Annotated in this window: 27 protein-coding genes; 11 read left to right on the forward strand and 16 right to left on the reverse strand. The window is 57.8% G+C overall.

Translation table 11 applies throughout. The annotated features are described in order from the left end of the window. Window positions 1-5 precede the first annotated feature (5 nt). Window positions 6-404, forward strand: coding sequence for a potassium channel family protein (locus QE396_RS18195; protein ID WP_020884509.1), 399 nt, complete (start codon window positions 6-8; stop codon window positions 402-404). Window positions 405-569: 165 nt separating this feature from the next. Then, entirely contained in the window at window positions 570-1598 is a 1029-nt protein-coding gene (locus QE396_RS18200) for a TerC/Alx family metal homeostasis membrane protein (protein WP_020884510.1), read from the forward strand. 45 nt (window positions 1599-1643) lie between these two features. Here the strand turns inward: QE396_RS18200 and QE396_RS18205 are convergent, their stop codons facing one another. Further along, the gene (locus QE396_RS18205; RefSeq protein WP_014172059.1) at window positions 1644-2306 is read right to left on the reverse strand and encodes an HAD family hydrolase; all 663 of its coding nucleotides are present in this window, start codon (window positions 2304-2306) and stop codon (window positions 1644-1646) included. 240 nt (window positions 2307-2546) lie between these two features. Between QE396_RS18205 and QE396_RS18210 the strand changes: the two genes are divergently transcribed. Continuing rightward, window positions 2547-3074: an NlpC/P60 family protein gene (locus QE396_RS18210; protein WP_020884511.1), complete on the forward strand. Its 528-nt coding sequence runs from the start codon at window positions 2547-2549 to the stop codon at window positions 3072-3074. A gap of 4 nt (window positions 3075-3078) precedes the next feature. Here the strand turns inward: QE396_RS18210 and QE396_RS18215 are convergent, their stop codons facing one another. Together QE396_RS18215 and QE396_RS18220 are read right to left on the reverse strand one after the other, a co-directional pair. Beyond that, window positions 3079-3873 (reverse strand): SDR family NAD(P)-dependent oxidoreductase, encoded by a 795-nt coding sequence (locus tag QE396_RS18215; RefSeq protein ID WP_020884512.1) that lies wholly within the window; start codon window positions 3871-3873, stop codon window positions 3079-3081. A 33-nt stretch (window positions 3874-3906) separates the two neighbouring features. Next, window positions 3907-4788, reverse strand: coding sequence for a LysR family transcriptional regulator (locus tag QE396_RS18220; protein WP_020884513.1), 882 nt, complete (start codon window positions 4786-4788; stop codon window positions 3907-3909). Window positions 4789-4887: 99 nt separating this feature from the next. Between QE396_RS18220 and QE396_RS18225 the strand changes: the two genes are divergently transcribed. From QE396_RS18225 to arnF, 8 genes are all read left to right on the forward strand, one after another. Further along, window positions 4888-5394 carry a phenolic acid decarboxylase gene (locus QE396_RS18225; protein WP_020884514.1) on the forward strand — a complete coding sequence of 169 codons (507 nt, stop codon included), beginning with the start codon at window positions 4888-4890 and terminating at the stop codon, window positions 5392-5394. A 321-nt stretch (window positions 5395-5715) separates the two neighbouring features. Continuing rightward, window positions 5716-6855 (forward strand): UDP-4-amino-4-deoxy-L-arabinose aminotransferase, encoded by a 1140-nt coding sequence (gene arnB / locus QE396_RS18230; RefSeq protein ID WP_032670492.1) that lies wholly within the window; start codon window positions 5716-5718, stop codon window positions 6853-6855. Between the two features lies 1 nt (window position 6856). Beyond that, window positions 6857-7840, forward strand: coding sequence for an undecaprenyl-phosphate 4-deoxy-4-formamido-L-arabinose transferase (gene arnC / locus QE396_RS18235; RefSeq protein WP_020884516.1), 984 nt, complete (start codon window positions 6857-6859; stop codon window positions 7838-7840). After that, the gene (gene arnA / locus QE396_RS18240; RefSeq protein WP_014172052.1) at window positions 7837-9819 is read left to right on the forward strand and encodes a bifunctional UDP-4-amino-4-deoxy-L-arabinose formyltransferase/UDP-glucuronic acid oxidase ArnA; all 1983 of its coding nucleotides are present in this window, start codon (window positions 7837-7839) and stop codon (window positions 9817-9819) included. The genes arnC and arnA overlap by 4 nt, the downstream gene beginning before the upstream one ends. Next, window positions 9816-10718: a 4-deoxy-4-formamido-L-arabinose-phosphoundecaprenol deformylase gene (arnD, locus tag QE396_RS18245; RefSeq protein ID WP_020884517.1), complete on the forward strand. Its 903-nt coding sequence runs from the start codon at window positions 9816-9818 to the stop codon at window positions 10716-10718. Before arnA ends, arnD begins: the two co-directional genes overlap by 4 nt. Beyond that, window positions 10715-12370: a lipid IV(A) 4-amino-4-deoxy-L-arabinosyltransferase gene (arnT, locus tag QE396_RS18250; RefSeq protein ID WP_020884518.1), complete on the forward strand. Its 1656-nt coding sequence runs from the start codon at window positions 10715-10717 to the stop codon at window positions 12368-12370. The genes arnD and arnT overlap by 4 nt, the downstream gene beginning before the upstream one ends. Beyond that, window positions 12367-12705: a 4-amino-4-deoxy-L-arabinose-phosphoundecaprenol flippase subunit ArnE gene (arnE, locus tag QE396_RS18255; RefSeq protein ID WP_014172049.1), complete on the forward strand. Its 339-nt coding sequence runs from the start codon at window positions 12367-12369 to the stop codon at window positions 12703-12705. The genes arnT and arnE overlap by 4 nt, the downstream gene beginning before the upstream one ends. After that, window positions 12702-13106, forward strand: a complete 405-nt coding sequence (gene arnF, locus QE396_RS18260) for a 4-amino-4-deoxy-L-arabinose-phosphoundecaprenol flippase subunit ArnF (protein WP_020884519.1) — start codon at window positions 12702-12704, stop codon at window positions 13104-13106. Before arnE ends, arnF begins: the two co-directional genes overlap by 4 nt. Here the strand turns inward: arnF and acpT are convergent. From acpT to QE396_RS18325, 13 genes are read right to left on the reverse strand one after another with little or no spacing between them, the layout of a single operon-like run. After that, window positions 13063-13656 (reverse strand): 4'-phosphopantetheinyl transferase AcpT, encoded by a 594-nt coding sequence (acpT, locus tag QE396_RS18265; protein ID WP_014172047.1) that lies wholly within the window; start codon window positions 13654-13656, stop codon window positions 13063-13065. The two genes, arnF and acpT, sit on opposite strands and share 44 nt — an antisense overlap. Before the next feature lie 2 nt (window positions 13657-13658). Beyond that, complete coding sequence (locus QE396_RS18270) at window positions 13659-14888, reverse strand: beta-ketoacyl-ACP synthase (RefSeq protein ID WP_020884520.1); 1230 nt, start codon at window positions 14886-14888, stop codon at window positions 13659-13661. Beyond that, the gene (locus QE396_RS18275) at window positions 14885-15616 is read right to left on the reverse strand and encodes a 3-ketoacyl-ACP reductase FabG2 (RefSeq protein WP_020884521.1); all 732 of its coding nucleotides are present in this window, start codon (window positions 15614-15616) and stop codon (window positions 14885-14887) included. Before QE396_RS18275 ends, QE396_RS18270 begins: the two co-directional genes overlap by 4 nt. Continuing rightward, window positions 15613-16086 carry a hypothetical protein gene (locus QE396_RS18280; RefSeq protein WP_020884522.1) on the reverse strand — a complete coding sequence of 158 codons (474 nt, stop codon included), beginning with the start codon at window positions 16084-16086 and terminating at the stop codon, window positions 15613-15615. Before QE396_RS18280 ends, QE396_RS18275 begins: the two co-directional genes overlap by 4 nt. Then, window positions 16083-17252, reverse strand: coding sequence for a beta-ketoacyl-[acyl-carrier-protein] synthase family protein (locus tag QE396_RS18285; protein ID WP_020884523.1), 1170 nt, complete (start codon window positions 17250-17252; stop codon window positions 16083-16085). The genes QE396_RS18280 and QE396_RS18285 overlap by 4 nt, the downstream gene beginning before the upstream one ends. A gap of 1 nt (window position 17253) precedes the next feature. Next, a complete protein-coding gene (locus QE396_RS18290) occupies window positions 17254-17832 on the reverse strand; it encodes a DUF3261 domain-containing protein (RefSeq protein WP_014172042.1) in 579 nt (192 codons plus the stop codon). Beyond that, complete coding sequence (locus QE396_RS18295) at window positions 17829-20153, reverse strand: MMPL family transporter (protein WP_020884524.1); 2325 nt, start codon at window positions 20151-20153, stop codon at window positions 17829-17831. The genes QE396_RS18290 and QE396_RS18295 overlap by 4 nt, the downstream gene beginning before the upstream one ends. Beyond that, complete coding sequence (locus tag QE396_RS18300) at window positions 20122-20727, reverse strand: outer membrane lipoprotein carrier protein LolA (protein WP_020884525.1); 606 nt, start codon at window positions 20725-20727, stop codon at window positions 20122-20124. Before QE396_RS18300 ends, QE396_RS18295 begins: the two co-directional genes overlap by 32 nt. Beyond that, window positions 20724-21146: a thioesterase family protein gene (locus QE396_RS18305; RefSeq protein ID WP_014172038.1), complete on the reverse strand. Its 423-nt coding sequence runs from the start codon at window positions 21144-21146 to the stop codon at window positions 20724-20726. Before QE396_RS18305 ends, QE396_RS18300 begins: the two co-directional genes overlap by 4 nt. A 3-nt stretch (window positions 21147-21149) precedes the next feature. Next, window positions 21150-22841 (reverse strand): glycosyltransferase, encoded by a 1692-nt coding sequence (locus QE396_RS18310; protein WP_020884526.1) that lies wholly within the window; start codon window positions 22839-22841, stop codon window positions 21150-21152. Continuing rightward, window positions 22832-23185 (reverse strand): beta-hydroxyacyl-ACP dehydratase, encoded by a 354-nt coding sequence (locus QE396_RS18315; RefSeq protein WP_020884527.1) that lies wholly within the window; start codon window positions 23183-23185, stop codon window positions 22832-22834. The genes QE396_RS18310 and QE396_RS18315 overlap by 10 nt, the downstream gene beginning before the upstream one ends. Further along, window positions 23172-24533: an AMP-dependent synthetase gene (locus tag QE396_RS18320; RefSeq protein ID WP_309951967.1), complete on the reverse strand. Its 1362-nt coding sequence runs from the start codon at window positions 24531-24533 to the stop codon at window positions 23172-23174. Before QE396_RS18320 ends, QE396_RS18315 begins: the two co-directional genes overlap by 14 nt. Next, the gene (locus QE396_RS18325; protein WP_014172034.1) at window positions 24526-25113 is read right to left on the reverse strand and encodes a hypothetical protein; all 588 of its coding nucleotides are present in this window, start codon (window positions 25111-25113) and stop codon (window positions 24526-24528) included. Before QE396_RS18325 ends, QE396_RS18320 begins: the two co-directional genes overlap by 8 nt. Window positions 25114-25117: the final 4 nt, after the last annotated feature.

A 25117-nucleotide genomic window follows, 5' to 3' on the forward strand; every position in this document is an offset into this window, starting at 1 on the left:
CTTTCATGCAGCTACTCAGCATCATTATTTTGCTTACCCTTACGGTGGTCATCCATTCGCTGTGGATGTTTTGCGTTTTAAAATTCATTAACTTAGAGGTCGACTCTGCGGTGCGCGTGGTTTTGCGTAACGTCGGGATCGTTATCTCCATGATCTTCGCCCATCTTCTTGAAGCCGGTCTGTTCGCCGGGTTTTATTTTGTTATTGATGCATTTAACGACTGGAACACCAGCTTCTACTTTTCGCTGGTCAGTTACGCCACGGTGGGATACGGCGATGTCACGTTGCCTCAGCACTGGCGGCTGATTGGGGGTGTGGAAGGCCTGGTCGGCGCCTTGATGGTGGGCTGGTCAGTGGCGGTTCTGGTGGCCGTACTGCAGCGTTTGCGCGGCATGAGCGCCTAAACGGCAGATGCGCGACCCCATGGAGTGCGGTAAAGTACCTCTCTTTGCCGGGCCTGGAAGGCCGCGGCTTTAAGGGTTAAAGGCTGGTAAACAGCCTGCCCCTTTCCGTTCCTGGTTTACGCCAGTTTGCATGGTGTTGTGTTTTGTCTGCCAAAAGGGTTGTGTATGTCTGCTGCTCATCTCGGTTTCCCGACTGAAACCGTTGTTGTCTTTGTAGTGATGGCCGTCGGGGCGATGTTTATCGACCTCTTTATGCACCGTCACGATAAACCGATCTCGCTGAAAAGCGCTGCCATGTGGTCCCTCTTCTGGGTCATGATGGCCATGGCTTTCGCCGGGTTCCTGTATGTTCACCACGGCGCAGAGATGGCGAGCCTGTTCCTCACCGGTTACGCGCTGGAAGAGGTGCTCTCCGTCGATAACCTGTTTGTGATGATGGCGATTTTTGCCTGGTTCGGCGTGCCGGATAAATATCGTCACCGCGTCCTCTACTGGGGCGTGCTCGGGGCGATTGTTTTCCGCGGTATCTTTGTGGCCATTGGGACCAGCTTGTTAAGTCTGGGGCCTTACGTCGAGGTTATCTTCGCGCTGGTCGTCGGCTGGACGGCGGTGATGATGCTCAGACGCAATGAAGAGAGTGACGAGGTTGAAGATTACTCCGGCCATCTGGCTTACCGTCTGGTGAAACGCTTCTATCCTGTCTGGCCTAAAATCAGCAGCAATGCCTTTATTCTGACCCAGAAAGAGGTGGACGCGGAGCTGGAGAAACCTGAAAACCAGGACGTGATGGTTGGCCGCGTGAAGAAGGCGAAGCGCTACGCAACGCCGCTGTTGCTTTGCGTGGCGGTCGTGGAACTCTCTGATGTGATGTTCGCGTTTGACTCCGTGCCGGCCATTATTGCCGTCAGCCGTGAGCCGCTTATTATTTACAGCGCAATGATGTTCGCCATCCTCGGCTTGCGTACGCTCTACTTCGTGCTGGAAGCGCTGAAGCAGTATCTGGTGCATCTGGAGAAAGCGGTGGTGCTGCTGCTGTTCTTCGTGGCGTTCAAGCTCGGATTAAATGCCACCGATCACTTCTGGCACCACGGTTACAGCATTGGTGCCACGGCAAGCCTGTTTGTGGTGCTTGGCGTGCTGGCGCTGGGGATTATCACCAGCGTGATGTTCCCGGGTAAAAAAGAAGCCCATTAAAAGCAAAACGGCAACCTTTGGTTGCCGTTTTCGGGTAGACAGTGTCTAACACTTAATCGGTGAATGTCGACGCTTGCGCGGTGGATGGAAGTGCCGCCAGTGTGCATCCTGCGCCGCCGCCAGCAGTTCATGGTCGCCGCGGGTATCGCCCCACGCGCGCAGGTGGTAGCTATTCAGATCGCCATACACTTTTTCCAGCCTCGCCACCTTCTGGGCACAGCGGCAGTTGTTGCCGGTGATACGCCCGGTCAGCTTGCCGTCTTTCACTTCCAGCTGTGTGCCAATCAGCTTAATCCCCAGCTTGTCAGCCCACGGCTGGAGCACCAGCGCCGGAGAGGCGGAGCAGATGGTCACTTCCGCACCGGAATTCACCTCTGCGGCGACGGCCAGTACGCCGGCAGGGCGCATCAGCTTGTCCCAGTATTTTTCGCAAAACGCTTCCGCCTGCTGGCGTAGCCAGTGTTCATCCACGCCCGTCAGGAACGTTTTAATCAACACTTCCTTCAGCTCATCGCGCGTCAGCTTACGACGCACGCAGTGGAGCGTGGGCAAGGCCATACGCACCAGGCGGCCCGCGAAGTAACGTTTACCAAAGGCAAAACGCAGGAAAGGGATAAAGCTGTCGTGGTGCGTCAGTGTTCCATCAAAGTCGAAGACGGAGAGCACGTTGGATTTGGCCACGGCCTCGTCGGCAATCATATTGGTCATAAATACGTCTTAGCTAAAATACACATTCTGTTGATTAGTTTACCTGCTTTACCCTGTCTGTCCTTCTGTCTTGAGCATTTTTTTCGCGATCTTGCGATCGGAAAGTGAGTCCATTTTTGGTCTCAATAATAATTGGTTGAAAAGCGAGCTGTCTATATTATCGCCACATTGAGCGCTATTTCGGGGGAACGTTGGCCCCCACCGGTAAGGAAAATATTCACTCACTGAATCTATTTTGATATGACGTTTAGATCGCTTATTTCAATCCTCTCGTTAAGTCTGGCTTCGTTTTCGGCATTGAGTTTTCAACTGCCGGCGTCGATGCTGTCAATGAACCGCGAGCTCGCCCTTTCTCCGGCAAAATCCGCGCTGCTGCACCAGGAAACAGGACCACTGCGTACCCGGATCCTTGATCAATACCAGAAGTGGAAAGGCACCCACTATCAGTGGGGCGGGACCACACATCGGGGCGTGGACTGCTCCGCGCTGATGCAGCATCTGTTCAGCGATGCGGCGCACCTTAATCTGCCGCGCACGACGGGCGAACAGATCCATCGCGGCGTGAAGGTGGCGCAATACCGTCTGAAGGCGGGGGATTTGGTCTTCTTTCAGACCGGTCCAGACCGAAGGCACGTGGGCGTGTACATCGGCAATAGCCAGTTTATTCATGCCTCACGCAGCCAGGGCGTAACCGTTTCAACCCTGACTGATGACTACTGGCAGGCGCACTATATTACTGCCCGACGGGTCACAGACCGTTCTGTCTGAGGGATCAGATGATGTCATCCACCACGCCGCCATCGACGCGCAGTGCCGCGCCCGAGGTGGCGGAGGCCTGGGGCGAGCAGACATACACCACCATATTGGCGACTTCTTCCACCGTCGCGGCACGCTGGATAACCGAGCTCGGGCGGTGAGTCATCACAAACTCTTTCGCCAGTTCCTCCAGCGATTTGCCGGTTCTCTCGATCTCGTCTTTCATCATGTCGGCAAAACCGTCTGAAAGGGTGGGGCCGGGCAATACGCTGTTCACCGTGACACCGCTTCCCGCCACGAACTTCGCCAGCCCGCGAGCGAGCGACAGCTGCGCCGTTTTGGTCACGCCATAGTGGATCATGTCCGCCGGAATATTGCAGGCCGACTCGGACGAAATAAACACCACGCGTCCCCAGCCTTTCTGCACCATACCCGGCAGCAGCGCACGGGAGATACGCACGCCGGACATCACGTTTGTCTGCCAGTAACGCTCCCAGGTGTCATCGTCGGTGCCATAAAAATCCTGCTGGCCGTAAATGCCGGCGTTGTTGACCAGGATGTCGACGTGGGTCGCCACGTTCAGCAGCGATTCCACCCCTTCAGCCGTGCTGAGGTCGGCAATTGCGGCGCGTACCTGCACCCCAGGCACAACCTGTTGTAGCTGCTGGATACCTTTATTCACAGATTCCGTGCTACGGCCATTGATGATCACTTCCGCACCGCTTTCAGCCAGCCCTCGGGCTATGGCGAACCCGATCCCGCCGGTAGAGGCGGTCACCAGCGCGACTTTCCCCGTAAAATCGATCTTCATCATCTGCTCCTTATCGTGTTTAACGTTCGGACCTTAAAGCGTAGCAGGTGAGGATGGCGGCTCCTGGCTAAAAAGGCGCAGCAGGGTTTCAACCTGTTCATCCAGCGGGCCGAGCGAGCGTTTCACAATCAGGTGCAGCGGCGTAGCCCGGCGCGCGCCATGGCTAAGCGGCAGGCGTTTAAGCACCCCCAGATCAAGCTGGGTCTGAATACGCTCCTCTGGCAGCCAGCCATAGCCGACCTGGGACATCACCGCCTCTATGGCTGCATCAATGGTGGAAAAGGTCCACGACTCGCCGGCCGCACGCGCGGCGGTCTGGCTGTCGGCTATCTGAATGAGCGGCCACGGGCGCAGCATATCGTCGTTAAGCGGCGCGTCGAGGCTAAAGAGGGGATGTTGATGATGCGCCACGGCAACAAAGTCGATATTCATCAGCCATTCGCCAAGACCGGTTATGTCCTGGCGGCGGGTTAACACCATCACGTCGGCTTCATCATTAATGACATCGGTGCGGCTATTTTCCAGCACTTCGGTGAGGCGGACCTGCGTTTGCGGATACAGCTGCTGGAACTGACGCAAAATAGCGAACAGGCGTCGGCGCGGGAAAATGCTGTCCACCACCAGATCTAACCGCGTGCGCATTCCGTTACGCAGGCTTGCCGCACGGGTCTCAACATAGGCGAAGGCTTTCAGCAACGGTTTAACCTGGTTGAGCAGGAGTTCGCCGGCCGGGGTTAAGACAGCCCGCCGCCCCTCGGGCACCAGCAGCGCCACGCCCAGCCGCTCCTGCAGCAGCGACAGGTTATAGCTGACCGAGGACTGGCTGCGGTTGGTCTCTTCCGCTGCTTTGGCAAAGCTGCCTGCCTCGACCACTCTTTCCAGTAATGACCATTGTTCAAGCGTCGTCTTATGCATGATTAATCTAAAATTTGGATGAATTTGATTTAAACATAGCGTTATTCATTCATTTTTTGAAGGGGTACGATCGTCTCATCAAAGCAAAGGAGACACATTATGAACACCTTCGACAAACATGACTTAAGCGGCTTCGTCGGCAAACACCTTGTATATACCTACGATAATGGCTGGAACTACGAGATTTATGTCAAAAATGAAACCACCCTTGATTACCGTATTCACAGCGGGATTGTGGCGAACCGTTGGGTGAAAGATCAGCAGGCTTATATTGTTCGCGTAGGGGAGAGCATCTATAAAATTTCCTGGACAGAACCAACCGGTACCGACGTGAGCCTGATTGCAAACCTGGGTGACAAACTGTTCCACGGCACCATCTTCTTCCCACGTTGGGTGATCAACAATCCAGAAAAAACCGTCTGCTTCCAGAACGATCATATTCCATTGATGAATGCGTATCGCGATGCGGGCCCGGCATACCCCACTGAAGTCATTGATGAATTTGCGACTATCACCTTTGTTCGCGACTGTGGGGCTAATAATGAAAGCGTTATTGCCTGTGCGGCGAGCGAGTTACCAAAAAACTTTCCTGATAATTTAAAATAAGCGCGACAATTAACTAAAAAGAAAAGTTCCCGGCTATTTCTTCTTTTAAAAGAAATAGCCGGGATTTTTTTGTTTGTTGATGTTATGTTTAAAAAATTGCAGGCAAAGGTCGAGTTTGATCACACAATAAATAATTCATAATAATTTAACTCTTTGTATTTTAAGTTGTTAATGGGTGGGCAAAGTGAATGGAATGTCTTTCTTAATTTTTCCCTAAGAAATGTTAGCTACCTTGATATAAGTTTATGGTTCGTTGAAATAAACGAGCCGGCATTTGGTTAATATCAAAAGCGTGCCATTCTTATTTCAAGGAAATTAATGATGAGTGATTTTTTGCCTTTTTCCCGGCCGTCCATGGGTAGCGAGGAATTAGCGGCGTTGCAGGAGGTATTAACCTCCGGCTGGATCACCACAGGACCGAAAAATCAGGCGCTTGAAGAGGCATTCTGTCAGCTAACCGGGAATCAACATGCGATTGCCGTCAGCTCAGCGACCGCGGGAATGCATGTCACGCTGATGGCGCTGGGTATTGGTCCAGGCGATGAAGTGATTACCCCCTCCCTGACCTGGGTATCCACACTGAATATGATTGTGCTGCTGGGCGCAACCCCGGTGATGATTGATGTGGACCGGGATACGTTGATGATCACGCCGGATGCGGTCGACGCCGCCATTACGCCACGTACAAAAGCGATTGTTCCGGTTCATTATGCCGGCGCGCCGTGTGACATCGACGCCATTCGCGCCATCGGGGAACGTCACGGTATCCCGGTCATTGAAGATGCGGCGCATGCAGCCGGCACGTACTACCACTCGCGTCACGTGGGCTGGCAGGGCACCGCGATTTTCTCATTCCACGCCATTAAAAACATGACCTGCGCCGAAGGCGGGTTAGTGGTCACGGACGATGCGCAACTGGCGCAGCGGATCCGTAGCCTGAAATTCCACGGCCTGGGTGTGGATGCCTACGACCGCCAGACGCACGGTCGTGCGCCGCAGGCTGAAGTTATCACGCCCGGCTTCAAATACAACCTGGCGGATATCAACGCCGCGCTGGCGCTGGTGCAGTTGGGCAAACTGAAAGAGGCCAACGCACGACGTCATGACATTGCTGAACGCTATCTGCGCGAGCTTGCCGATACGCCGTTCCAGCCGCTGCGTATTCCTTCATGGCCGCACGTCCACGCCTGGCACCTGTTCATCATTCGCGTGGATGAAGCCCGCTGCGGGATTTCTCGCGACAACCTGATGGCAGCCCTGAAGGAAAAAGGCATTGGCACCGGCCTGCATTTCCGCGCGGCGCACACGCAAAAATACTACCGCGAGCGTTTTCCTGATGTATCGCTCCCGAATTCTGAATGGAATAGCGCGCGTATTTGTTCTCTCCCCCTTTTCCCGGACATGACTCATGACGACACAACCCGCGTCATTACCGCGCTCCATCAGCTTGCAGGAAATTGATATGTTCAGCGCACCGCCTGTACAAAAAGTTTCTGTGGTTATCCCCGTTTACAACGAACAGGAGAGCCTGCCCGAACTGATCAGCCGCACGACGGCCGCCTGCGACACGCTCGGCAAAGCCTATGAAATACTGCTGGTGGATGATGGCAGTAGCGATAATTCCGCGCTGATGCTGACCGAAGCCGCGCAGGCCGAGGGCAGCCATATTGTTGCCGTGCTGCTTAACCGTAACTACGGTCAGCACTCCGCCATTATGGCCGGGTTCAGCCATGTGACGGGCGATCTGATTATTACGCTTGATGCCGATCTGCAAAACCCGCCGGAAGAGATCCCGCGTCTGGTTGCAAAGGCCGATGAAGGGTACGACGTGGTCGGCACGGTGCGGCAAAACCGTCAGGACAGCCTGTTCCGTAAGCTGGCTTCCCGCACAATCAACCGTCTGATCCAGCGGACCACCGGCAAAGCGATGGGCGATTATGGCTGCATGCTGCGCGCCTACCGCCGCCATATTGTCGACGCCATGCTGCACTGCCATGAACGCAGCACGTTTATTCCCATTCTCGCGAACACCTTTGCCCGTAAGGCGACGGAAATCCCGGTACTGCACGCCGAGCGCGAGCACGGGGAGTCGAAGTACAGCTTTATGCGTCTCATCAACCTGATGTACGACCTTATCACCTGCCTGACCACCACGCCGCTGCGCCTGTTGAGCGTTTTCGGCAGCATCATTGCCGTGTTCGGATTCGCGCTCTCCGTGCTGCTGGTGTTACTCCGCCTGATCTACGGTCCCCAGTGGGCGGCGGAAGGGGTCTTCATGCTCTTTGCCGTGCTGTTTATGTTCATCGGCGCCCAGTTTGTCGGGATGGGCCTGCTCGGGGAATACATTGGCCGTATTTATAACGATGTTCGCGCACGTCCGCGCTACTTTATTCAACGTGTTGTCCGCCAGGAACACAAAGCATCTCAAGAGGAAATTCACCCATGAAAGCTGTTGTCTTTGCCTATCACGATATGGGGTGTGCGGGCACGCTGGCCCTGCTGGAAGCGGGCTATGAAATCGCTGCAATCTTCACGCATCCGGACACAGCCGGAGAGAATAACTTCTTTGGCTCGGTGGCGCGTATCGCCGCAGAGCGAGGTATTCCGGTTTACGCCCCGGACGATGTCAACCATCCGCTGTGGGTGGATCGCATCCGGGCGCTCGCGCCTGATGCCATCTTCTCGTTCTATTATCGCAACCTGATTTGCGATGAGATTTTAAGTCTGGCCGCAAAAGGGGCATTTAATCTTCACGGCTCTTTGCTGCCCGCCTACCGTGGCCGCGCACCGCTGAACTGGGTGCTGGTGAACGGCGAAACGGAAACCGGCGTCACTTTACACCGTATGGTGCACCGCGCAGATGCCGGTGCCATCATCGCGCAGCAGCGCGTGGCTATCGACGCGGATGAAACTGCGCTGCAGCTTCATCAGAAGCTCTGCACCGTAGCGCAAAGCCTGTTACGTGATGTGTTGCCAGCGATCCTTAACGGCACCTTCAGCGAGACCGCGCAGGATGAGAGCAAGGCGAGTTGTTTTGGCCGTCGCCGGCCAGAAGATGGCCGTCTGGACTGGAACAAGCCGGCTCGTCAGTTGCACAACCTGGTGCGTGCCGTTACCGACCCCTGGCCGGGGGCGTACAGCTTTGCAGGCGTAAGTAAATTTATCGTCTGGAAATCCCGCGTACGCGACGACATTCCTGCCGCCAAACCGGGCACCGTTGTCTCGGCTTCCCCGCTGATTGTCAGCTGCGGCGAGCAGGCGCTGGAGATCGTGACCGGGCAAACCGATAACGGCGTTTACGTTCAGGGCGCGCAGCTGGCTCAGTCTCTGGGGCTGGTCACTGGCGCACTGATCACCAGCGCACCGGTTGTGGCCATCAAACGCCGCACCCGCGTGCTGATCCTCGGCGTCAACGGCTTTATCGGCAACCACCTGACCGAGCGTTTGCTGAAAGACGATAACTACGAAATTTATGGTCTGGATATCGGTGCTGATGCCATCAGTCGTTTCCTCGACAACCCGCGTTTCCACTTTGTGGAAGGGGATATCAGCATTCACTCCGAGTGGATTGAATATCACATTAAAAAATGTGACGTGGTGCTGCCGCTGGTGGCGATTGCCACGCCGATTGAGTACACCCGTAACCCGCTGCGCGTGTTCGAGCTGGACTTCGAAGAGAACCTGAAGATCATCCGCGACTGTGTGAAATACGACAAGCGCATCATCTTCCCGTCCACTTCTGAAGTGTACGGCATGTGTACTGACAAAAACTTCGACGAAGATACCTCTAACCTGGTCGTCGGGCCGATCAACAAACAGCGCTGGATTTATTCCGTCTCCAAGCAGCTGCTCGACCGCGTGATCTGGGCCTACGGCGAGAAAGCGGGTCTGCGCTTTACACTGTTCCGTCCGTTTAACTGGATGGGGCCACGTCTGGATAACCTTAACGCGGCGCGTATCGGCAGCTCACGTGCCATCACCCAGCTGATCCTGAATCTGGTGGAAGGCTCGCCCATCAAGCTTATCGAAGGCGGTAAACAAAAACGCTGCTTTACGGATATCAGCGACGGTATCGAGGCGCTGTTCCGCATCATCGAAAACAAAGAGGGTCGCTGCAACGGAGAGATCATCAACATCGGTAACCCGGATAACGAAGCGAGCATTCGCGAGCTGGCTGAGATGCTACTGGCAAGCTTTGAACGTCATCCGCTGCGCGATCGCTTCCCGCCGTTTGCCGGTTTCCGTGAAGTGGAAAGCAGCAGCTACTACGGTAAAGGTTATCAGGACGTTGAGCACCGTAAACCGAGCATTCGTAATGCGAAACGCTGCCTGAACTGGACACCGACGGTGAAGATGGATCAGACCATTGATGAAACGCTCGATTTCTTCCTGCGCACCGTGGAGCTGTCGGAACAGGTCTCATGAGAAAAGTCGGTTTACGCATTGATGTCGACACCTTCAGGGGGACGCGTGATGGCGTACCCAAACTGCTGGAACTGCTGAGCAAGCACAACGTGCGCTCATCCATTTTCTTCAGCGTGGGGCCTGACAATATGGGACGTCATTTATGGCGTCTGGTTAAACCGGCATTTCTGTTCAAAATGCTGCGCTCACGCGCAGCCTCTCTCTACGGCTGGGATATTTTGCTGGCCGGAACCGCATGGCCCGGCAGGCGCATTGGCGCGGGTAATGAAGCCGTTATCCGCGACGCGGCACAGCACCATGAGGTTGGACTGCATGCCTGGGATCACCATGCCTGGCAGGCCTGGGCTGGCGTCTGGGATATTCCACGCCTGTCGCGTGAAGTTGAGCGCGGCATGCTGGAGCTGGAGGCCATTACCGGTCAGACGATTCGCTGCTCCGCCGTGGCGGGATGGCGTGCCGACCAACGCGTGGTGAAAGCCAAAGAACCCTTCGCGTTTCGCTACAACAGCGATTGCCGCGGCACCGGGCCTTTTTTGCCGCTCATCGGGGAGAATCGCCTGGGGACGGTGCAAATCCCGGTCACGCTTCCCACCTGGGATGAAGTGGTTGGGCGCGAGGTCAGTGCCGGAGGGTTCAATCGCTATATTCTGGACTGCATTCATCGCGATACCGGTACGCCCGTCTATACCATCCACGCGGAAGTGGAAGGGATTGCGTATCAGCATGATTTCGATGCACTGTTGACGATGGCCGCTCAGGAGGGCATTCAGTTTTGTCCATTGAGCGAATTGCTGCCAGAGGATCTTAGCGTCCTGCCCGTGGGCAAAATTGTGCGTAATGAACTGGCTGGCCGGGAAGGCTGGCTTGGCTATCAACAAACCGTGAGTCCGGTATCATGAAAGCAGCCCGTTATGGCTTAGCGCTTCTCGCACTGTTTATCGTTTACTACCTCATTCCGATCGATATCCGCCTGCTGTGGCAGCCTGATGAAACGCGCTATGCGGAAATCAGCCGCGAAATGCTGGCGTCTGGAGACTGGATTGTCCCGCATTTTCTGGGGCTGCGTTACTTTGAAAAGCCGATTGCGGGCTACTGGATCAACAGTATCGGGCAACTGCTGTTTGGGCATACTAACTTTGCCGTGCGCGCCGGCGCCATATTCTCAACCGGGTTGACGGCTCTGCTGGTGATCTGGATGGCGTGGCGCCTGTGGCGGGATAAGCGCGTTGCCATTTTCTCCGGCCTTATCTTCCTGACCCTGTTCCTGGTGTATGGCATTGGTACGTACGCCGTGCTGGATCCCATCATTACCCTGTGGCTGGTGGCCGCTATGTGCAGCTTCTGGCTGGCCTCACAGGCTGAAACCGTGGCCGGAAAAGCGGGTGGCTACGTGCTGCTCGGGCTTGCCTGCGGCATGGGGGTGATGACCAAAGGGTTCCTGGCGCTGGCGGTGCCGGTGATAGGCGTGCTGCCGTGGGTGATTGCGCAGAAGCGCTGGAAAGAGGTGCTGATCTTTGGCTGGCTGGCCATCGTGAGCTGTGTGCTGATCGTCCTGCCCTGGGCGCTGGCCATTGCGCATCGAGAGCCTGATTTCTGGCGCTACTTCTTCTGGGTTGAGCATATTCAGCGCTTTGCCCAGAGCGATGCTCAGCACAAGGCGCCGTTCTGGTACTACCTGCCGTTCCTGCTGGCCGGCAGTCTGCCGTGGCTGGCGCTGTTGCCCGGCGCGTTTCGGCTGGGCTGGCGCGAAAGAGACAACACGGGCGGTGGCTTTTATCTGCTTGGATGGGTCGTGATGCCGCTGCTGTTCTTCAGCATTGCCAAAGGCAAACTGCCAACCTACATCCTGCCGTGTTTTGCTCCGCTGGCTATCCTGATGGCGCGCTATGCCTGCATCGCGGCGGACAAAGGGGCCAGAGCGTTACGCATTAACGGCGGGATTAACCTGGCGTTTGGTGTGATTGGCGTGGCGGCGGCGCTGGTGGTCTCGCCGTGGGGGGTTGCTAAGCATCCGGTCTGGACATCCGTTGAGCTGTATAAAGTCTTCTGCGCGGTGCTGGCGTTTCTCATCTGGGCGGCTGTCGGCTGGTTTACCGTGCGGCAAAGCGCGCAGCGCTGGTGGCTGGCGGCGTTGTGTCCTGCTGGCGTGGCGCTGCTGATTGGGTTTGCCATTCCTAACCTGGTGGTGGATTCCAAACAGCCGCAGTCGCTGGTGGATACCATCCGTGACCCGCTTCAGAGCAGCCGGTTTGTGCTGGCGAACAATGTTGGCGTGGCCTCCGGGCTGGCGTGGGAGCTTAAGCGTAATGACATCATTCTGTTTGGTCAGAGCGGTGAGCTGAGCTACGGGCTAGCGTACCCGGATGTGAAAGACCGATTTGTCGAGAAAGATAATTTTGCGCAGTGGCTGGCAACGCATCGCCAGCAGGGGGGCGTGTCACTGGTGATCCTGCTGTCAAAACACGACGATATTAAGCGGGCTCATCTGCCAGAACCGGACAGCCTGTATATTCAGGGCCGTCTGGCCTGGCTGCAGTATTTACCGCAATGACGACCTGGCTCTGGTTGATACTGGCAAGCCTGCTGACCTGCGCAGGGCAGCTGTGTCAGAAGCAGGCCACCCGTCCGGCGAAAGCCGGGCGGCGTGGCGCGCATATTATGCTGTGGCTGGGCCTGGCATTGCTGGCACTGGGCAGCGGCATGCTGGTCTGGCTGGTGGTCCTGCAGCGCCTGCCTGTCGGCGTTGCCTACCCTATGCTGAGCCTCAATTTTGTCTGGGTGACCCTGGCGGCGAAAGCATTCTGGCATGAAAAAGTCGCGTTGCATCACTGGCTGGGCGTCGGGTTCATCATCATCGGCATTGTTATCCTCGGAGGAAGCCTGTGAGAGGAACGTTCTGGGCGTTATGCAGCGTAATGCTGGTCAGCGCGGCGCAGCTGCTGCTGCGCTATGCCATGCAGGCCCTGCCACCAGTCAGCGAGCTTGATGCGTTTGTCTCCGCGCTCTGGCACTTCTCATCCGGTACTGGCGCGCTGCTGCTGGGACTCATGGGGTATGTGGCCTCGATGGGCTGCTGGTATCTGGCGTTGCATCGCATGGCGCTCAGCAAAGCGTATGCCTTGCTGAGCCTCAGTTACATTCTGGTGTGGGCCGCGGCCATTTTGTTGCCCGGCTGGAACGAACACTTTTCCTGGCACGGGCTGGCGGGGGTCGGGATGATTATTCTCGGCGTGCTGGTGATTTTTATGCCACGGACATCCCGTGGTGAGCAATCGTCCCGGCGGTAAGGGTATAAGGCGTTGAGGTGCAGACAGCAAGACTGAGCGAGCCGAACTGGAGCTGGCTTACCGAATGCGTCTGCGACGTGCTGTCGATGCTGACAATCTGCCAGGCGCTGCCGCCTCGCTGCTTCACGATGGCCTCTTTACGCGTCCAGATCCCCCAGAAAGCAGAAAGCTTTGTCTCCGGGTCTTCGCGCTCCAGCTCCGCATGTTCCGCCACGCTGAAGACGGCGTTAGCCAGCGCCTGCCAGTTTTCACGTGGGCGGATAACTTCGATATCACACCCCACTTCGCCTTCGTCGCTCAGCAGCAGCGCGATATTATCGCCGCTGTGACTCAGGTTAAACCAGAAGGGCTGCGCATCCACGAAGGTCGGCTTCCCTTGCTCACCATAGACGATCTCGGGTAACGGAGAAGGAGAAAGCGTTTTGGCGAGCAGGGTTCTCCCCGCCAGCCAGGATGCATTTCGTGCACCCGCAGGTGCCATATGTGCAAGCGTCGACGCCAGCGGGTCTGCGCTCAGGGTGGAGATCTTTCCCAGTATAAACTGGTACATAGTTACGCCCAGCGTTTGATGATTATCGACGTGTTGATGCCGCCAAATGCGAAGTTATTGCTTTGCAGATACTCGCAGTCAATCTGACGGGCTTCACCCATAATATAATCTAAAGCACCACATTGCTCATCCGGTTGTCTTAAATTGAGCGTCGGGGCAAACCAGCCCTCACGCATCATCTGTAGACTCATCCAGGCTTCCAGCGCCCCACAGGCGCCTAACGTGTGGCCAAAATAGCTCTTCAGCGACGAAATTGGCACGTTGTCGCCAAAGATGGCGGCGGTGGCCTGGCTTTCGGCGATATCACCGCGATCGGTGGCGGTACCGTGCGCGGAGATGTACCCCATGTCCCGCGCGCTTAACCCTGCTAACGCCAGCGACTGCTCCATACAAATTTGCATGGTGTCACGTTGTGGCTGGGTGATATGGGCTGCATCACAGTTGGTGGCGAAGCCAACGATCTCGCCATAGATAGTTGCACCGCGTGCTCTGGCATGCTCAAGCTCTTCCAGAATCAGGGTGCCTGCGCCTTCCCCAATGACCAGACCATCACGCTGCGTATCAAATGGCGAAGGGGTGGTTTTCGGCGCATCGTTGCGCTGGCTGGTCGCGAATAAGGTGTCAAACACCGCCGCCTCTGACGGACAAAGCTCTTCTGCTCCGCCTGCGACCATCACGGTCTGATAACCGTGACGAATGGCTTCCCAGGCGTAGCCAATGGCCTGACTGCCTGACGTACAGGCACTCGACGTCGGGATAACGCGACCCCGAAGGCCAAAGAACAGGCCGGTATTCACCGCGGTCGTGTGCGGCATCATCTGCACATAGGTCGTACCGGTGATGTTGTGGGTGTGTTTTTCGGTGAGCATGGTGGCGAATTCGCTGACCGGCCCGGTACTGCCTGTGGAGGAGCCATAGGCGATACCGGTTTGGCCATTCGTGAGCACCGCCTCGCCAATCAGCCCCGCCTGCTCCAGCGCCAGCTCGGTGGCGCGGGTCGACATCAACGACACGCGGCCCATGGCGCGAATACGCTTACGGGTATAGTGTTCCGGCAGGGTGAAATCATCAATCGGCGCGCCCAGCAGAGTGTGCAGGCCATCGTAAACCTGCCACTCCGGCATTTTGCGTACCGCGTTGTCATACGCCAGCAGCCTGCGGGAAACGGATTGCCAGTCCTCACCGAAGGCGGTAACGCCGCCCATACCGGTAATCACCACGCGACGCGTCATAGCATTCCTCCGTTAATGGAAATGACCTGGCGGGTAACGTAGCCTGCAATATCTGACATCAGATAGCTGGCAAGTCCTGCAACCTCTTCGGCCTGGCCCATCCGTTTCATGGGAATGATGGACATTGCCTCTTTCAGCGCAGCCTCTTCCATTTCAATCATGCCGGTATCAATCAGCCCCGGCGCAATGCAGTTCACGGTGATGTTGCGTTTTGCCAGCTCAATCGCCAGTGCTTTGGTCGCGCCAATAATGCCCGCTTTTGCCGCGCTGTAGTTCACCTGACCGCGGTTGCCCATCATGCCGGACACGGAGGATAAGGTGATAATGCGCCCCCCTTTTCGGGTGGCGATCATCGGCATAATGCAGGGTTGAATAACGTTATAAAAACTGTCGAGATTGGTATGGATGACGCTGTCCCAGTCGTCTTCGCTGAGGGCCGGAAACGCACCGTCGCGGGTGATACCGGCATTACTGACCACGCCATACCATGCGCCGTGGGCCTCGATATTCTGCTCCAGCACGTCACGGCACTGTTCGCGGTTACCTGCATCGAAAGAGAGCAGGCGACCCTGACCGCCCGCCTGTGTGATGGTATCCAGCGTCGCCTGCGCGCCTGCGGCGTCACGGTGGTAATGTACGCCTACGGTAAACCCGTCAGCGGCAAGCTGGCAGGCGATGGCACGACCAATGCCTTTGCTGGCCCCGGTGACCAGTACGGAACGACTCATGCGTGAGATCCCTGATTAAAAAGCGATGTTAATTCTTCTGCGCTCGGCTGGAAGGTATTGACCCGGCCCGTGGCCAGCGTCTCCTCACCTGAGGAGATCGTACATTCAAAACTGCCGAAGCGTTCATCCTGCATCAGCAGTCTGACGGTGATGTCCAGCGTCGCGTCTTTTGCGAAATGTCCACTGGCGCAGACCAACTCGCGCGCACCCAGCACCATGCCCAGCGCAATATGATCTTGCCCTTTCTGCTGGCGATGCCAGCCTGACCAGACGCCAACGGTCTGCGCCATCAGTTCGAGCGCGTACCAGCCTGGCAAATCGCCCTCGGCATTCAAAAAGGGCGCCAGTACGCTTTGGCCGTTGACCGCGACACGGCATACGGCGGAATCGTCTGTGACGCGTTCAACGGATCCCAGCAGCATCATTGGCGCATCGTGCGGCAGATAGTCGACGGGTGATAAGTAGCTCATGACACTCTCCCCAGCAGGATGCTGGCGTTGTTGCCACCAAACGCGAACGAGTTAGATAAAATGACCGGTTTTTTCAGCGCGGTGCTCTGGTGCAGCACGCCGCACGGCGACAGCGTCTCGTCCGGCGCGTAGCGGGCGAAATCCTGTGGGGGTAACGGCAGGTCACGCGTCAGAATAAGCCAGCTCAACGCCGCTTCGGTGATACCGGCAGCGCCCAGCGTATGGCCGGTAAGGTGTTTGGTAGAACTGCAGGGCACGTTTTCTCCAAAGAGGTCGTGTACCACGTGTGATTCAATCTGATCGTTGAGCGGTGTGGCGGTGCCGTGCAGGTTGATATAGCCAATATCCTCCGGCTGCAGACCCGCGTCATTGAGCGCCTGGGTAATGGCGCGAATGGCGCCTTCACCCTGCGGATGCGGCGCCGAAATATGGTAAGCATCGCTGGACTCGCCTGTTCCCAGCAGCGCGACCCCGGCGGGTTCACGGCTCAACACCATCAGCGCAGCGGCTTCACCAATGGTGATACCCCGACGGTCGCGGCCAAACGGCTCGCAGAGCGTTGGAGAAAGCGATTCCAGACTGTGAAAGCCATTGACGGGCATCCGGCTCAGGGTATCTGCGCCGCCCACAATGGCAATATCCACCAGCCCGGCGTCAATCAGACGCCGGCCGCTGATAATTGCCCGCGCGCTGGAGGAGCAGGCGGTCGAGAGGGTATATGCCGGGCCCTCGAGCTGTAACCAGTTAGCAAGAAAGCGGGACGGATCGCCCAGCTCCTGTTGCGGATACTGCCACCGGGTGCTGGCTTCGCCGTTGAGCGTTAATCGTACGTGCTCATCCCCTTCATCGAGGCCGGAGGTGCTGGTACCCAAAACCACGGCCACGCGGTCGCGGCCGACCCGGGTAATCGCGTCGTCAACGGTGGATTGAATCTGTGCCAGCGCGGCCAGCAGCAGCTGGTTATTGCGGGTGCGGTGCGCGGACAGGGTATCCGGTATGGACGGCAATTCACCTTCCACGCCACCCAGCACGGCGTCGGGCGCATCCTGCAACCAGCCGGACCGACAATGCATGCCAGGGGCTACGCCCGCCGTCAGGTTAGCGGCAATCTCATCCAGCGAGTTACCCAGCGCGTTGACCATGCCAACAGCAGAAATGTAAATCATCTCAGTCACCCAGATATTGAATGGTGATGTGGTAGTTAAAGACGTGTTGCTCGATGCTGATTGGCACGCGCTTGCCTTTGCGTTGCAGGTAGACAATGTCAGTCACCAGCTTGCCGCTGGCATTGCGTAGCTCGCGCCGATCGCCCTTGTCTTTAAGCGTCCAGCCCTTTGGCAGTTGTGGCTGCCAGGCGCTGAGTGGCCAATGGCTGAGCATCACATCGGCCAGTACCTGGCTGGCGGGAGGCAGCTGCGGCACAACGATCGACTGTTCGGTGTGGATCCCGGTATCGTCGTAAGTCGCCAGGAACAGACGGATACCGACGGAAGAGAGCCCGGCAAGCGTCACTTTGTGATCATCCGCGTTGAGCATGACCAGCAGGGACTGCGTTTGTCCGTTGAAGGTTCCGGTCAGCAGCTGCTGCGAACTGACCGCCGGGGTAATACCGGGCGGCGGCAGCGTCACTCGGGTTCCCGGCTGAAGCCAGGCCTGCGGACGTGTCCCTTCAGTATCGGTCGAATGGCTACAGCCTGCCAGCAGCAGCGTCGCGACCAGCGCGGCTGCGCGGTAAAAAGCATTCATTTTCGTTTTCTCTCTTTCTTAACAGGCATCGCCAGCGGCGCCAGCAGGAAGGCGGTAAAAATGCCGCTCACCAGCACAATACCGAAGCTGCTGATGGCCTGCGTGGTGCTGAACACGAGCATGCCTAACGTCAGCAGCGTGGTCATCATCGCCAGCGTGATGGCCAGCATCGACGTCAGCGGCGTACCGCGCGGGTTGCCGAAAAACAGCGTGTAGTTAATGCCAATGCCGAGTACCAGGACCAGCGCCAGCAGTGAAAACAGATTTACCGGATGCCCCGTGACGGCCAGCGCGGCCAGCCCGCAGCTGAGCGACAGCACGGACGGGACCAGACTGATAAGCCCTTTTCGCCAGCCGAGGCGTACCATCGCCCCGCAGGCAATCACCGCCAGCGCGACAAATAAGAGTCCCGTTAACAACGTGCGGTAGAGCGCAAACAGGCTGTCAAAACTGGCCTTGCGATCGACCCAGACGACGCCCGCATGACGGGCGGCTACTTCGCTGAGTGCGGCGCTGTTCCGGGCGTTGTCCACCGGCACTAACACACCGCTTTCGCCGTCAGGCAGGGTCAGCCACAGCAGACGCCAGCCTTCGCTGGCCGGGCTGGCGAGCCACGCCTCCACGCTCACGGGCATGGCATTCAGATTCGGTGTGACGGTGCTCAGCCCCGCGTTTCGCAGCGCGTTCGTTATGGCCGGCGCGGCCTGCTGCAACAGCAGCAGATCGCTTTTCTGGCGCGCCAGCGAATTTAAGGGCAGGGTCCGCCAGCGGGTAATATCCCCCGCTTTTTGGGCCTGGGCTAACGCCGGGGTAAAGGCTTCCAGCCGTTCCAGCGTTTGCTGCGGCGATGCGCCATACACCACAAACCATTTCTGATCGACACCTTGCCCGGTCAGGGCGGTAATGGTTTTCTCCTGCGCCAGAATGTCTTTGGGCAGCGCCTGTAGCTGGGCGATATCGTCGTTGACCTTCAGGGTGGCAAGCCCGGCAGCCGAGACCAGCGCCAGTACCACAGGCAGGCCCACAGAGAGTTTTTTAGTGCGTCGCCAGGCGGCCAGCCAGCGCAACATCAGGACCATAAACGGAACCGGGCGCACCGGCAAACCACGGCACAGCCAGGGATGCCAGAAAATCACCGTCAGGCAGGAGGCGCTCAGCCCCACCGCGGCAAACACCGCCATCTGGCGGATCCCGGGGAAGGGGGCCAGCATCATAATCAGGTAGGCGGCAACGGTCGTCAGCAGCGCCAGCAGCAGCGCATTACGCACTTTGGCCAGGCTTTGCCACGGGGAATGTTCTGCGCCGTGCACCATGCGTTCGGTCAGGTAATAGAGCGTGTAATCCGCTGAAATTCCGATGATGCTCATGCTCATCACCAGCGTCATCAAATGCAGTTCACCAAACAGCAGCAGCGTCACCACCGTGCCCGCCAGCGCACCTGTGGCAATGGAAATCAGACACAGCAGCAGGGGTTTCAGGGAACGAAACACTGCCAGGATGAGCAGGATAACCCCAAGGATCGTGACGATGCCCAGCGTGGAGATGTCCCGTTTTGCCTGCTGGCTGGCGTAATCACTGTAAAACACGGTACCGCGTGAGAGCAGCTGCGCCTGCGGAAAGCGTGTTTTCAGCGTCTCCTGCAGGGCGGTAAGGGTGGTTACCAGCTGATGGGTTTGCTGCATATCAAACGATGATCCCGCCAGCTCACCGTGCAGCATATACCAGTAATTTCCACTGGCATCCTGGGTAACCAGCCAGCCGTCCATCAGCCGTAGCTTCTGGCTGTTTTGCGCCAGCGCCAGCTGCGAGCCGCGCATCAGCATCAGGGGATCGTTTTGCAACTCTTTGCCACTCACGCCGGAAAAGGCCGAGTAAAGCTGGGATAAAATCCACTGCGCCTGTGCCTCACCGCCGTTTTGCAGGCGGGCCCGGGTGGCCGAATCAATCAGGCCGTTGCGATGCTGCCAGAAGAACTCGCCCCAGGCCTTTTGCCCGGCGGCGTCCATCGGGCCTTTAACCTCCCTGAGCGAATGGCTGTTTTTCAACAGATCCAGCCACTGCTGCGCCACCCGCGGATCGGGTTCTTTACCGGGACTGACCAGCCAGACAAGCTGGCGGTCAAGACGCTGTATAAACGCGTCGTTGAGTGCCGGCGGGATTGCCCCGAGCGTCTGCTTCGGCAGCATAGCCAGTACGCTGCTGTTCAGGCGCGCGCCGGGCAGCAGCGACAGCAACACGCCCAACAGAATCAGGCATACCGTCGCCCACAGCAGCGCCGGGCGCAGGGATTTACGGTGCGGCAAAGCGTTGGCGTTCGTCATCGGTCAGGCTGGCGGGCGTCAGTGTGTGGCGGGAAAGGACGATATCGGTACGATCGCCCTGCTTATCGTTGAGGCGAATCGTCTCAAGGTAGGTCGCGCCGCCCAGATCGAGGGTAGCGAAAATTTTGTCCAGCGGTGTCGTTGTGGGGGTCAGCACCAGCGACCAGCGGCCTTCGCCGAGATCGCGAAAATCGATGCGGAAGTTCTCTTCCAGCACCTTGCGGTCAGCCTGGAACAGCGCCCGCAGCAGGTGGTTGAACTGGAACATCTGCGGATTATTGTCGGCGGTGATGGTCTGCGGAGGCTGGCCGTTGATCGTCTGGATCATCCGTTTATCATCCAGCAACAACGTCATGTGGAAAGGCGCTTTTTGATCCCACAGCAGGCCGCTGTCGCGTGCGATCAACATTTCGCCCTGCGAGCGCAGCGGCTGCGGCAGATCCTTAATCGTCCGGACCTGTTCGAAATGCGCGCGCACGACAGGTTGCCCGGTAAACCGCTGCTGCAGCTCATCCAGCGTTACGGCGCTCACCAGCGGGCTGATCATCAGTGCTAGCACAGGCAACCATTTCATGGCGTAACTCCCATTCGTTCAAACAATATAGCCGGGCTGACAAAGCACATTTCACGGCTGGCTTCTTCGACGGCCACCTGGATGGTATAGCCGGTGGTGGTGCGTTTACCGGTTTGCGCGTCGAAAATTTGATAGGCGATGCGCAGACGGTTTTCATACTCTTCGATGTGCGCGCGCACACGGATGCGCTGCTCAAAGGTCACCGCATCGCGGTATTTCACCCGGGTATCGACTACCGGCCAGACATAGCCTGACGCCTTCATCTGGCGATAGCCGTAGTTAAACTGGTTGAGCAGCGCCTCGCGGGCAATCTCAAAGTAGCGAAAATAGTTGCCGTGCCAGACCACGCCCATCATATCGACATCGTGGAACGGAACGGTGATTTCTACTTCGGTCGTAAAGCGGGGATCGGTCAGCACCCTTTACTCCTTCTCTTTGGCATCCGGCAGGTGCCAGAAATCGAAAAAATTAAACCAGTCGAGCGGTGACATTAAGGCGTAATGCTCAAGCCGCTGTGCATAGCGATCGACGGCCTGTTGCAGCGCTTGCTGGCGCTCCCCGCGTGGCAGAAGCAGCGGGTCGGCAAACGGCTCGCAGTGTATCGTGAGCGCACCCTGCTGACGCAGGGCGTAAATCAGCACCACCGGGCAGCGCAGAATGGAGGCGAGAATAAACGGCCCTTGCGGGAACGGGGCGGGCTGTCCCATAAACGAACTCCAGATCACCCGCCAGTCGCCGCCGCGCTGTGGCGTGACCGCTATGCGATCGCCCACAATGGCGACCCATTCACCGCGCTCAAGCTTCTCTTTGATGGCGATGGCGGTATCCGGCCCAATGTCCGTCACGGGCATCAGGTTAACCCCCGCCTGGGGGGCCATCTCGGTCATGATCTGTTTAAAGCGCTGCGCGTTATCGCTAAAGACCAGCGCGTTGATGACTCTGCTGCCTTCCAGCTGAGCCAGTGCCCGGCAGGCTTCCACATCGCCAAGATGCGATGCGAGCAGCAGTTTGCCTTGCGATGCGTCAGCATCCAGCACGTCATACGCACCGGGAGCAAAGACCACGTCACGATGAAACTTCAGTTCGCCGCGCCAGCTGGCGACTTTATCCAGCATGGCGTTACCGAAGCGCATAAAATGGAAAAAGCTGTTAAGGCGTGGCGGAACAGGCATGTTCCGCTGCGTCAGCACCTGCTTCACTCGTGCTGTCCACTGCTGTGAAGCCTGTCGCGCCGGTCCGGCCGTAAGCCAGTACACTCCGATAACCGGCCACAGCAGCACGGTAAAGGCCCGGCGGCCAAACAGCTGCCAGACGCGCAGCATCAGGCGCATTCCCCACAGGCCTTTCACCTCGTCCTGCTGCGCCCAGTGCTGGCGGCGGCGACGAAACAGCAGGGCGGGAATGCGGGGCAGCATGCCGAAGAACAGCCGGGTGTGCATCAGCGAGATCCGCACGTTGTCTTTGAGCGCGTCGAAATGGGATAACCCGTCCGGCGGATAGGTAACGCGGGTCGGCAGAAAATAGCTGGTATTGCCCTGCCAGTAGAGACGGACCATCACTTCGGTGTCAAAGTCCATACGTTTGCCAAGCGGCACACGTGCGGCCAGCTGCAGCGTGGGCGAGACCGGGTAGACCCGAAAACCGCACATGCTGTCTTTAAGTTGCAGGGACAGGGTTTCAATCCATACCCACACGTGCGTTATCCAGCGACCGTAGAGGCGGGAGCGCGGAATGGAATCATCGTAAATGGGCTGGCCAGAAATCAGCGCCTCCGGGTGACGCTCAGCCAGAGCCAGCATTTTGGGGATATCCTCAATAGCATGCTGGCCGTCGGCATCCACCTGTACGGCGTGGGTATAGCCCGCGCGGGCAGACTCTTCCAGCCCCTTAATGACCGCGGCACCTTTACCTGCGTTTTGCGCCAGACGTACCAGCGTAACCTGGGGCTGCCCGGCGGCCAGACGCTCCAGAATGCGGCGCGTCTGCTCGTCACTTCCGTCATCGACCACCAGGCAGGGCAAGCCGAACGGCGCCAGCCGCGACAGTACTTTTGCCATCATCGCGCCATGGTTGTAGCACGGGATCAGCACGCAGGGGCGGAAGGTTACTGACACAGGCGAATCTTCCCGCTGCTGGCAGTATGGCGATCGTCACCGGCATGGCGCTGGTAGCTGAAGGTCAGTATCTGACGTTCGGCATGCCAGTTAAGGACCAGCGTGACCGTGGTATCCGGCAGCAGAGGGGCCTGGAATTTCACATTTTGGATGCTGTGAAAACGGTAACCCGGCGCCAGCAGCGTGGTGGCGTAGTGCATGACCCAGTCAATCTGTGCCACACCTGGCAGCAACGGCTGTACGGCAAAATGCCCCTGGAACCAGAACAGGGAGGGGTCAAGATGCAAAACGATTTCCAGGTGCTGCGGCTGTGCCTGGTGGCGTTCGATTTCATGAATTTTCATGAAACAACTCCTGTAACTGCGCATAGACACGCTTATTCATACTGTTTACCGGCATCTCATCGATAATGCGCCAGTAGCGGGGGACGGCGACCGGTTCAAGCCAGGGCCGCAGGGCGCGGCGCCAGGCCAGTTCCTGCGTTTTTTTGCCCTGCTGATGCCAGCGCTGACGGGTCTTCTCATCCAGAACCAGCAGGACACCTATACCCTGACGACCTCCGCGAGTAACCGGTAACGCTGCGGCTTCACATATGCCCTCAAGCTCCAGCAGGCGACGTTCAATCTCGTTCAGTGAGATACGCTTTTCTTCGATTTTGACCACCCGACCACGACGTCCGGCAATGCTAAAAAAACCGTTACTGTCGAAGTGCAGGATATCGTCCAGCTCTAACCCTGCGGCTTCGTGAATGAGCGGGGAGGTCACGCGGCAGATTTCCCCTTCACTGTGGAACACCACACCGGGGAAGGCGAACCAGGGTACGCTGTCCGCCTGACGGTGCCGCCAGGCGAGGATCCCGGTTTCGGTGCTGCCATAGATTTCATCCGGCCAGACGTTAAGCCAGCCATGGGTCTCCGTGACATCGCACCAGGGCAGCATTCCCCCAGCGGAGATCAGCATCACGACGGGAGGGGCAGTCAGCTCGGTATCCAGCCGTTTCAGGAACGCCGGACTGCTGATAAAAAGGTACTGCCTGTCGTGAGGGAGTGCCGCCAGCTGCTCAGCGTAATAAAGCATGGCGGCGTGCAGCGGAAGCCCCATCGCCATTGGCAACATGATGCGGAACGTCAGGCCATAGAGATGTTGTGGTACGACCGAGGCCACAATGCTGCAGCCCGCCAGGCGTTCGCCAAAACGGTTCGCCAGCAGGCATGCTTCACGGTCCAGGCTGGCGATGTGTTTAATGACCCGGCGCGGGGTGCCCGTGGAGCCCGAGGTAAAGAGTTCAACAAAGCGCGCGTCGTCAATGACGGGCAACGGTGCCCATTGGCACGCGCGCTGAGGGGAGGAGGTCACCACAATGACCTTTCCCTGAATATCCAGCGTCTGATCGCTCAGGACACCGCTAAACAGCGACTGCTGTTCGTCGAGCAGAGAGACCCGGCTATGGCCTGGAATGACCGGGGTTTTACCGGAATGCAGTGAGGCCAGCAGCGCAACAATAAACAGGTAGCTGTTTTCAAAGCACAGCGCCCAGCGTTCACCCTCCTGCTGTCGCAATGCTTCTACCAGCAAGGTGACATCGTGGCGCAACTCACCCAGCGTCCAGGTGCGATCGTCAAACCAGGCGATCGGCGTGTCGTCAGGGCGTGGAGCATTTAACCACTGGCCCAGCGGGAGGGGTTTATTCATCGAGCTTCTCTTTTTTCATCACCCGTTGACGCACCAGCCACTCTGTCGCCATCAGCGTGCCCATCAGAAAATAAGCCACCATACCGTTCCACACTGTCCAGACATGCATATCGCCGTGTAGCACGGTAAACAGGGCTATCGCACCGTTACCGAGGAAAAATCCGCACCACACCAGCGTCACCTTACGGGTATATCGCACACCCGCCGGAGGCAAATTCGGTTCACGCAGACGTGCCAGCCGTTCAACCAGCGGCATGGTTGTCCACAGTGAGCCGCCAAACACGGCCAGCATCACGAGATTAACCACCACTGGATAGAGCAGCAGCCACTGGTGCGCTTTCAGCAGATAGCTTGCCGCGCAGAGCGCCAGGCCTGCCAGCGCAATGCACTGCACCACATACCGCATCGGGCCTGCGTTTCGCCGCGCCTGATGCAGACGCAGCACCAGCACCAGGGCCATCAACGGCAACAGCCAGTGCAGACCGTTGTGCGTCAGCCCCAATCCAATCAGGAATGGCCACGCCAGCAACACGACTCCCGTCAGGAGTGGGATCGCCGGAAACGCTCGTCCTCCAGGCACGGTG

The sequence above is a fragment of the Enterobacter sp. SORGH_AS_0287 genome, from assembly GCF_031453695.1.
GTDB classification, from domain to species: Bacteria; Pseudomonadota; Gammaproteobacteria; order Enterobacterales; family Enterobacteriaceae; genus Enterobacter; species Enterobacter ludwigii.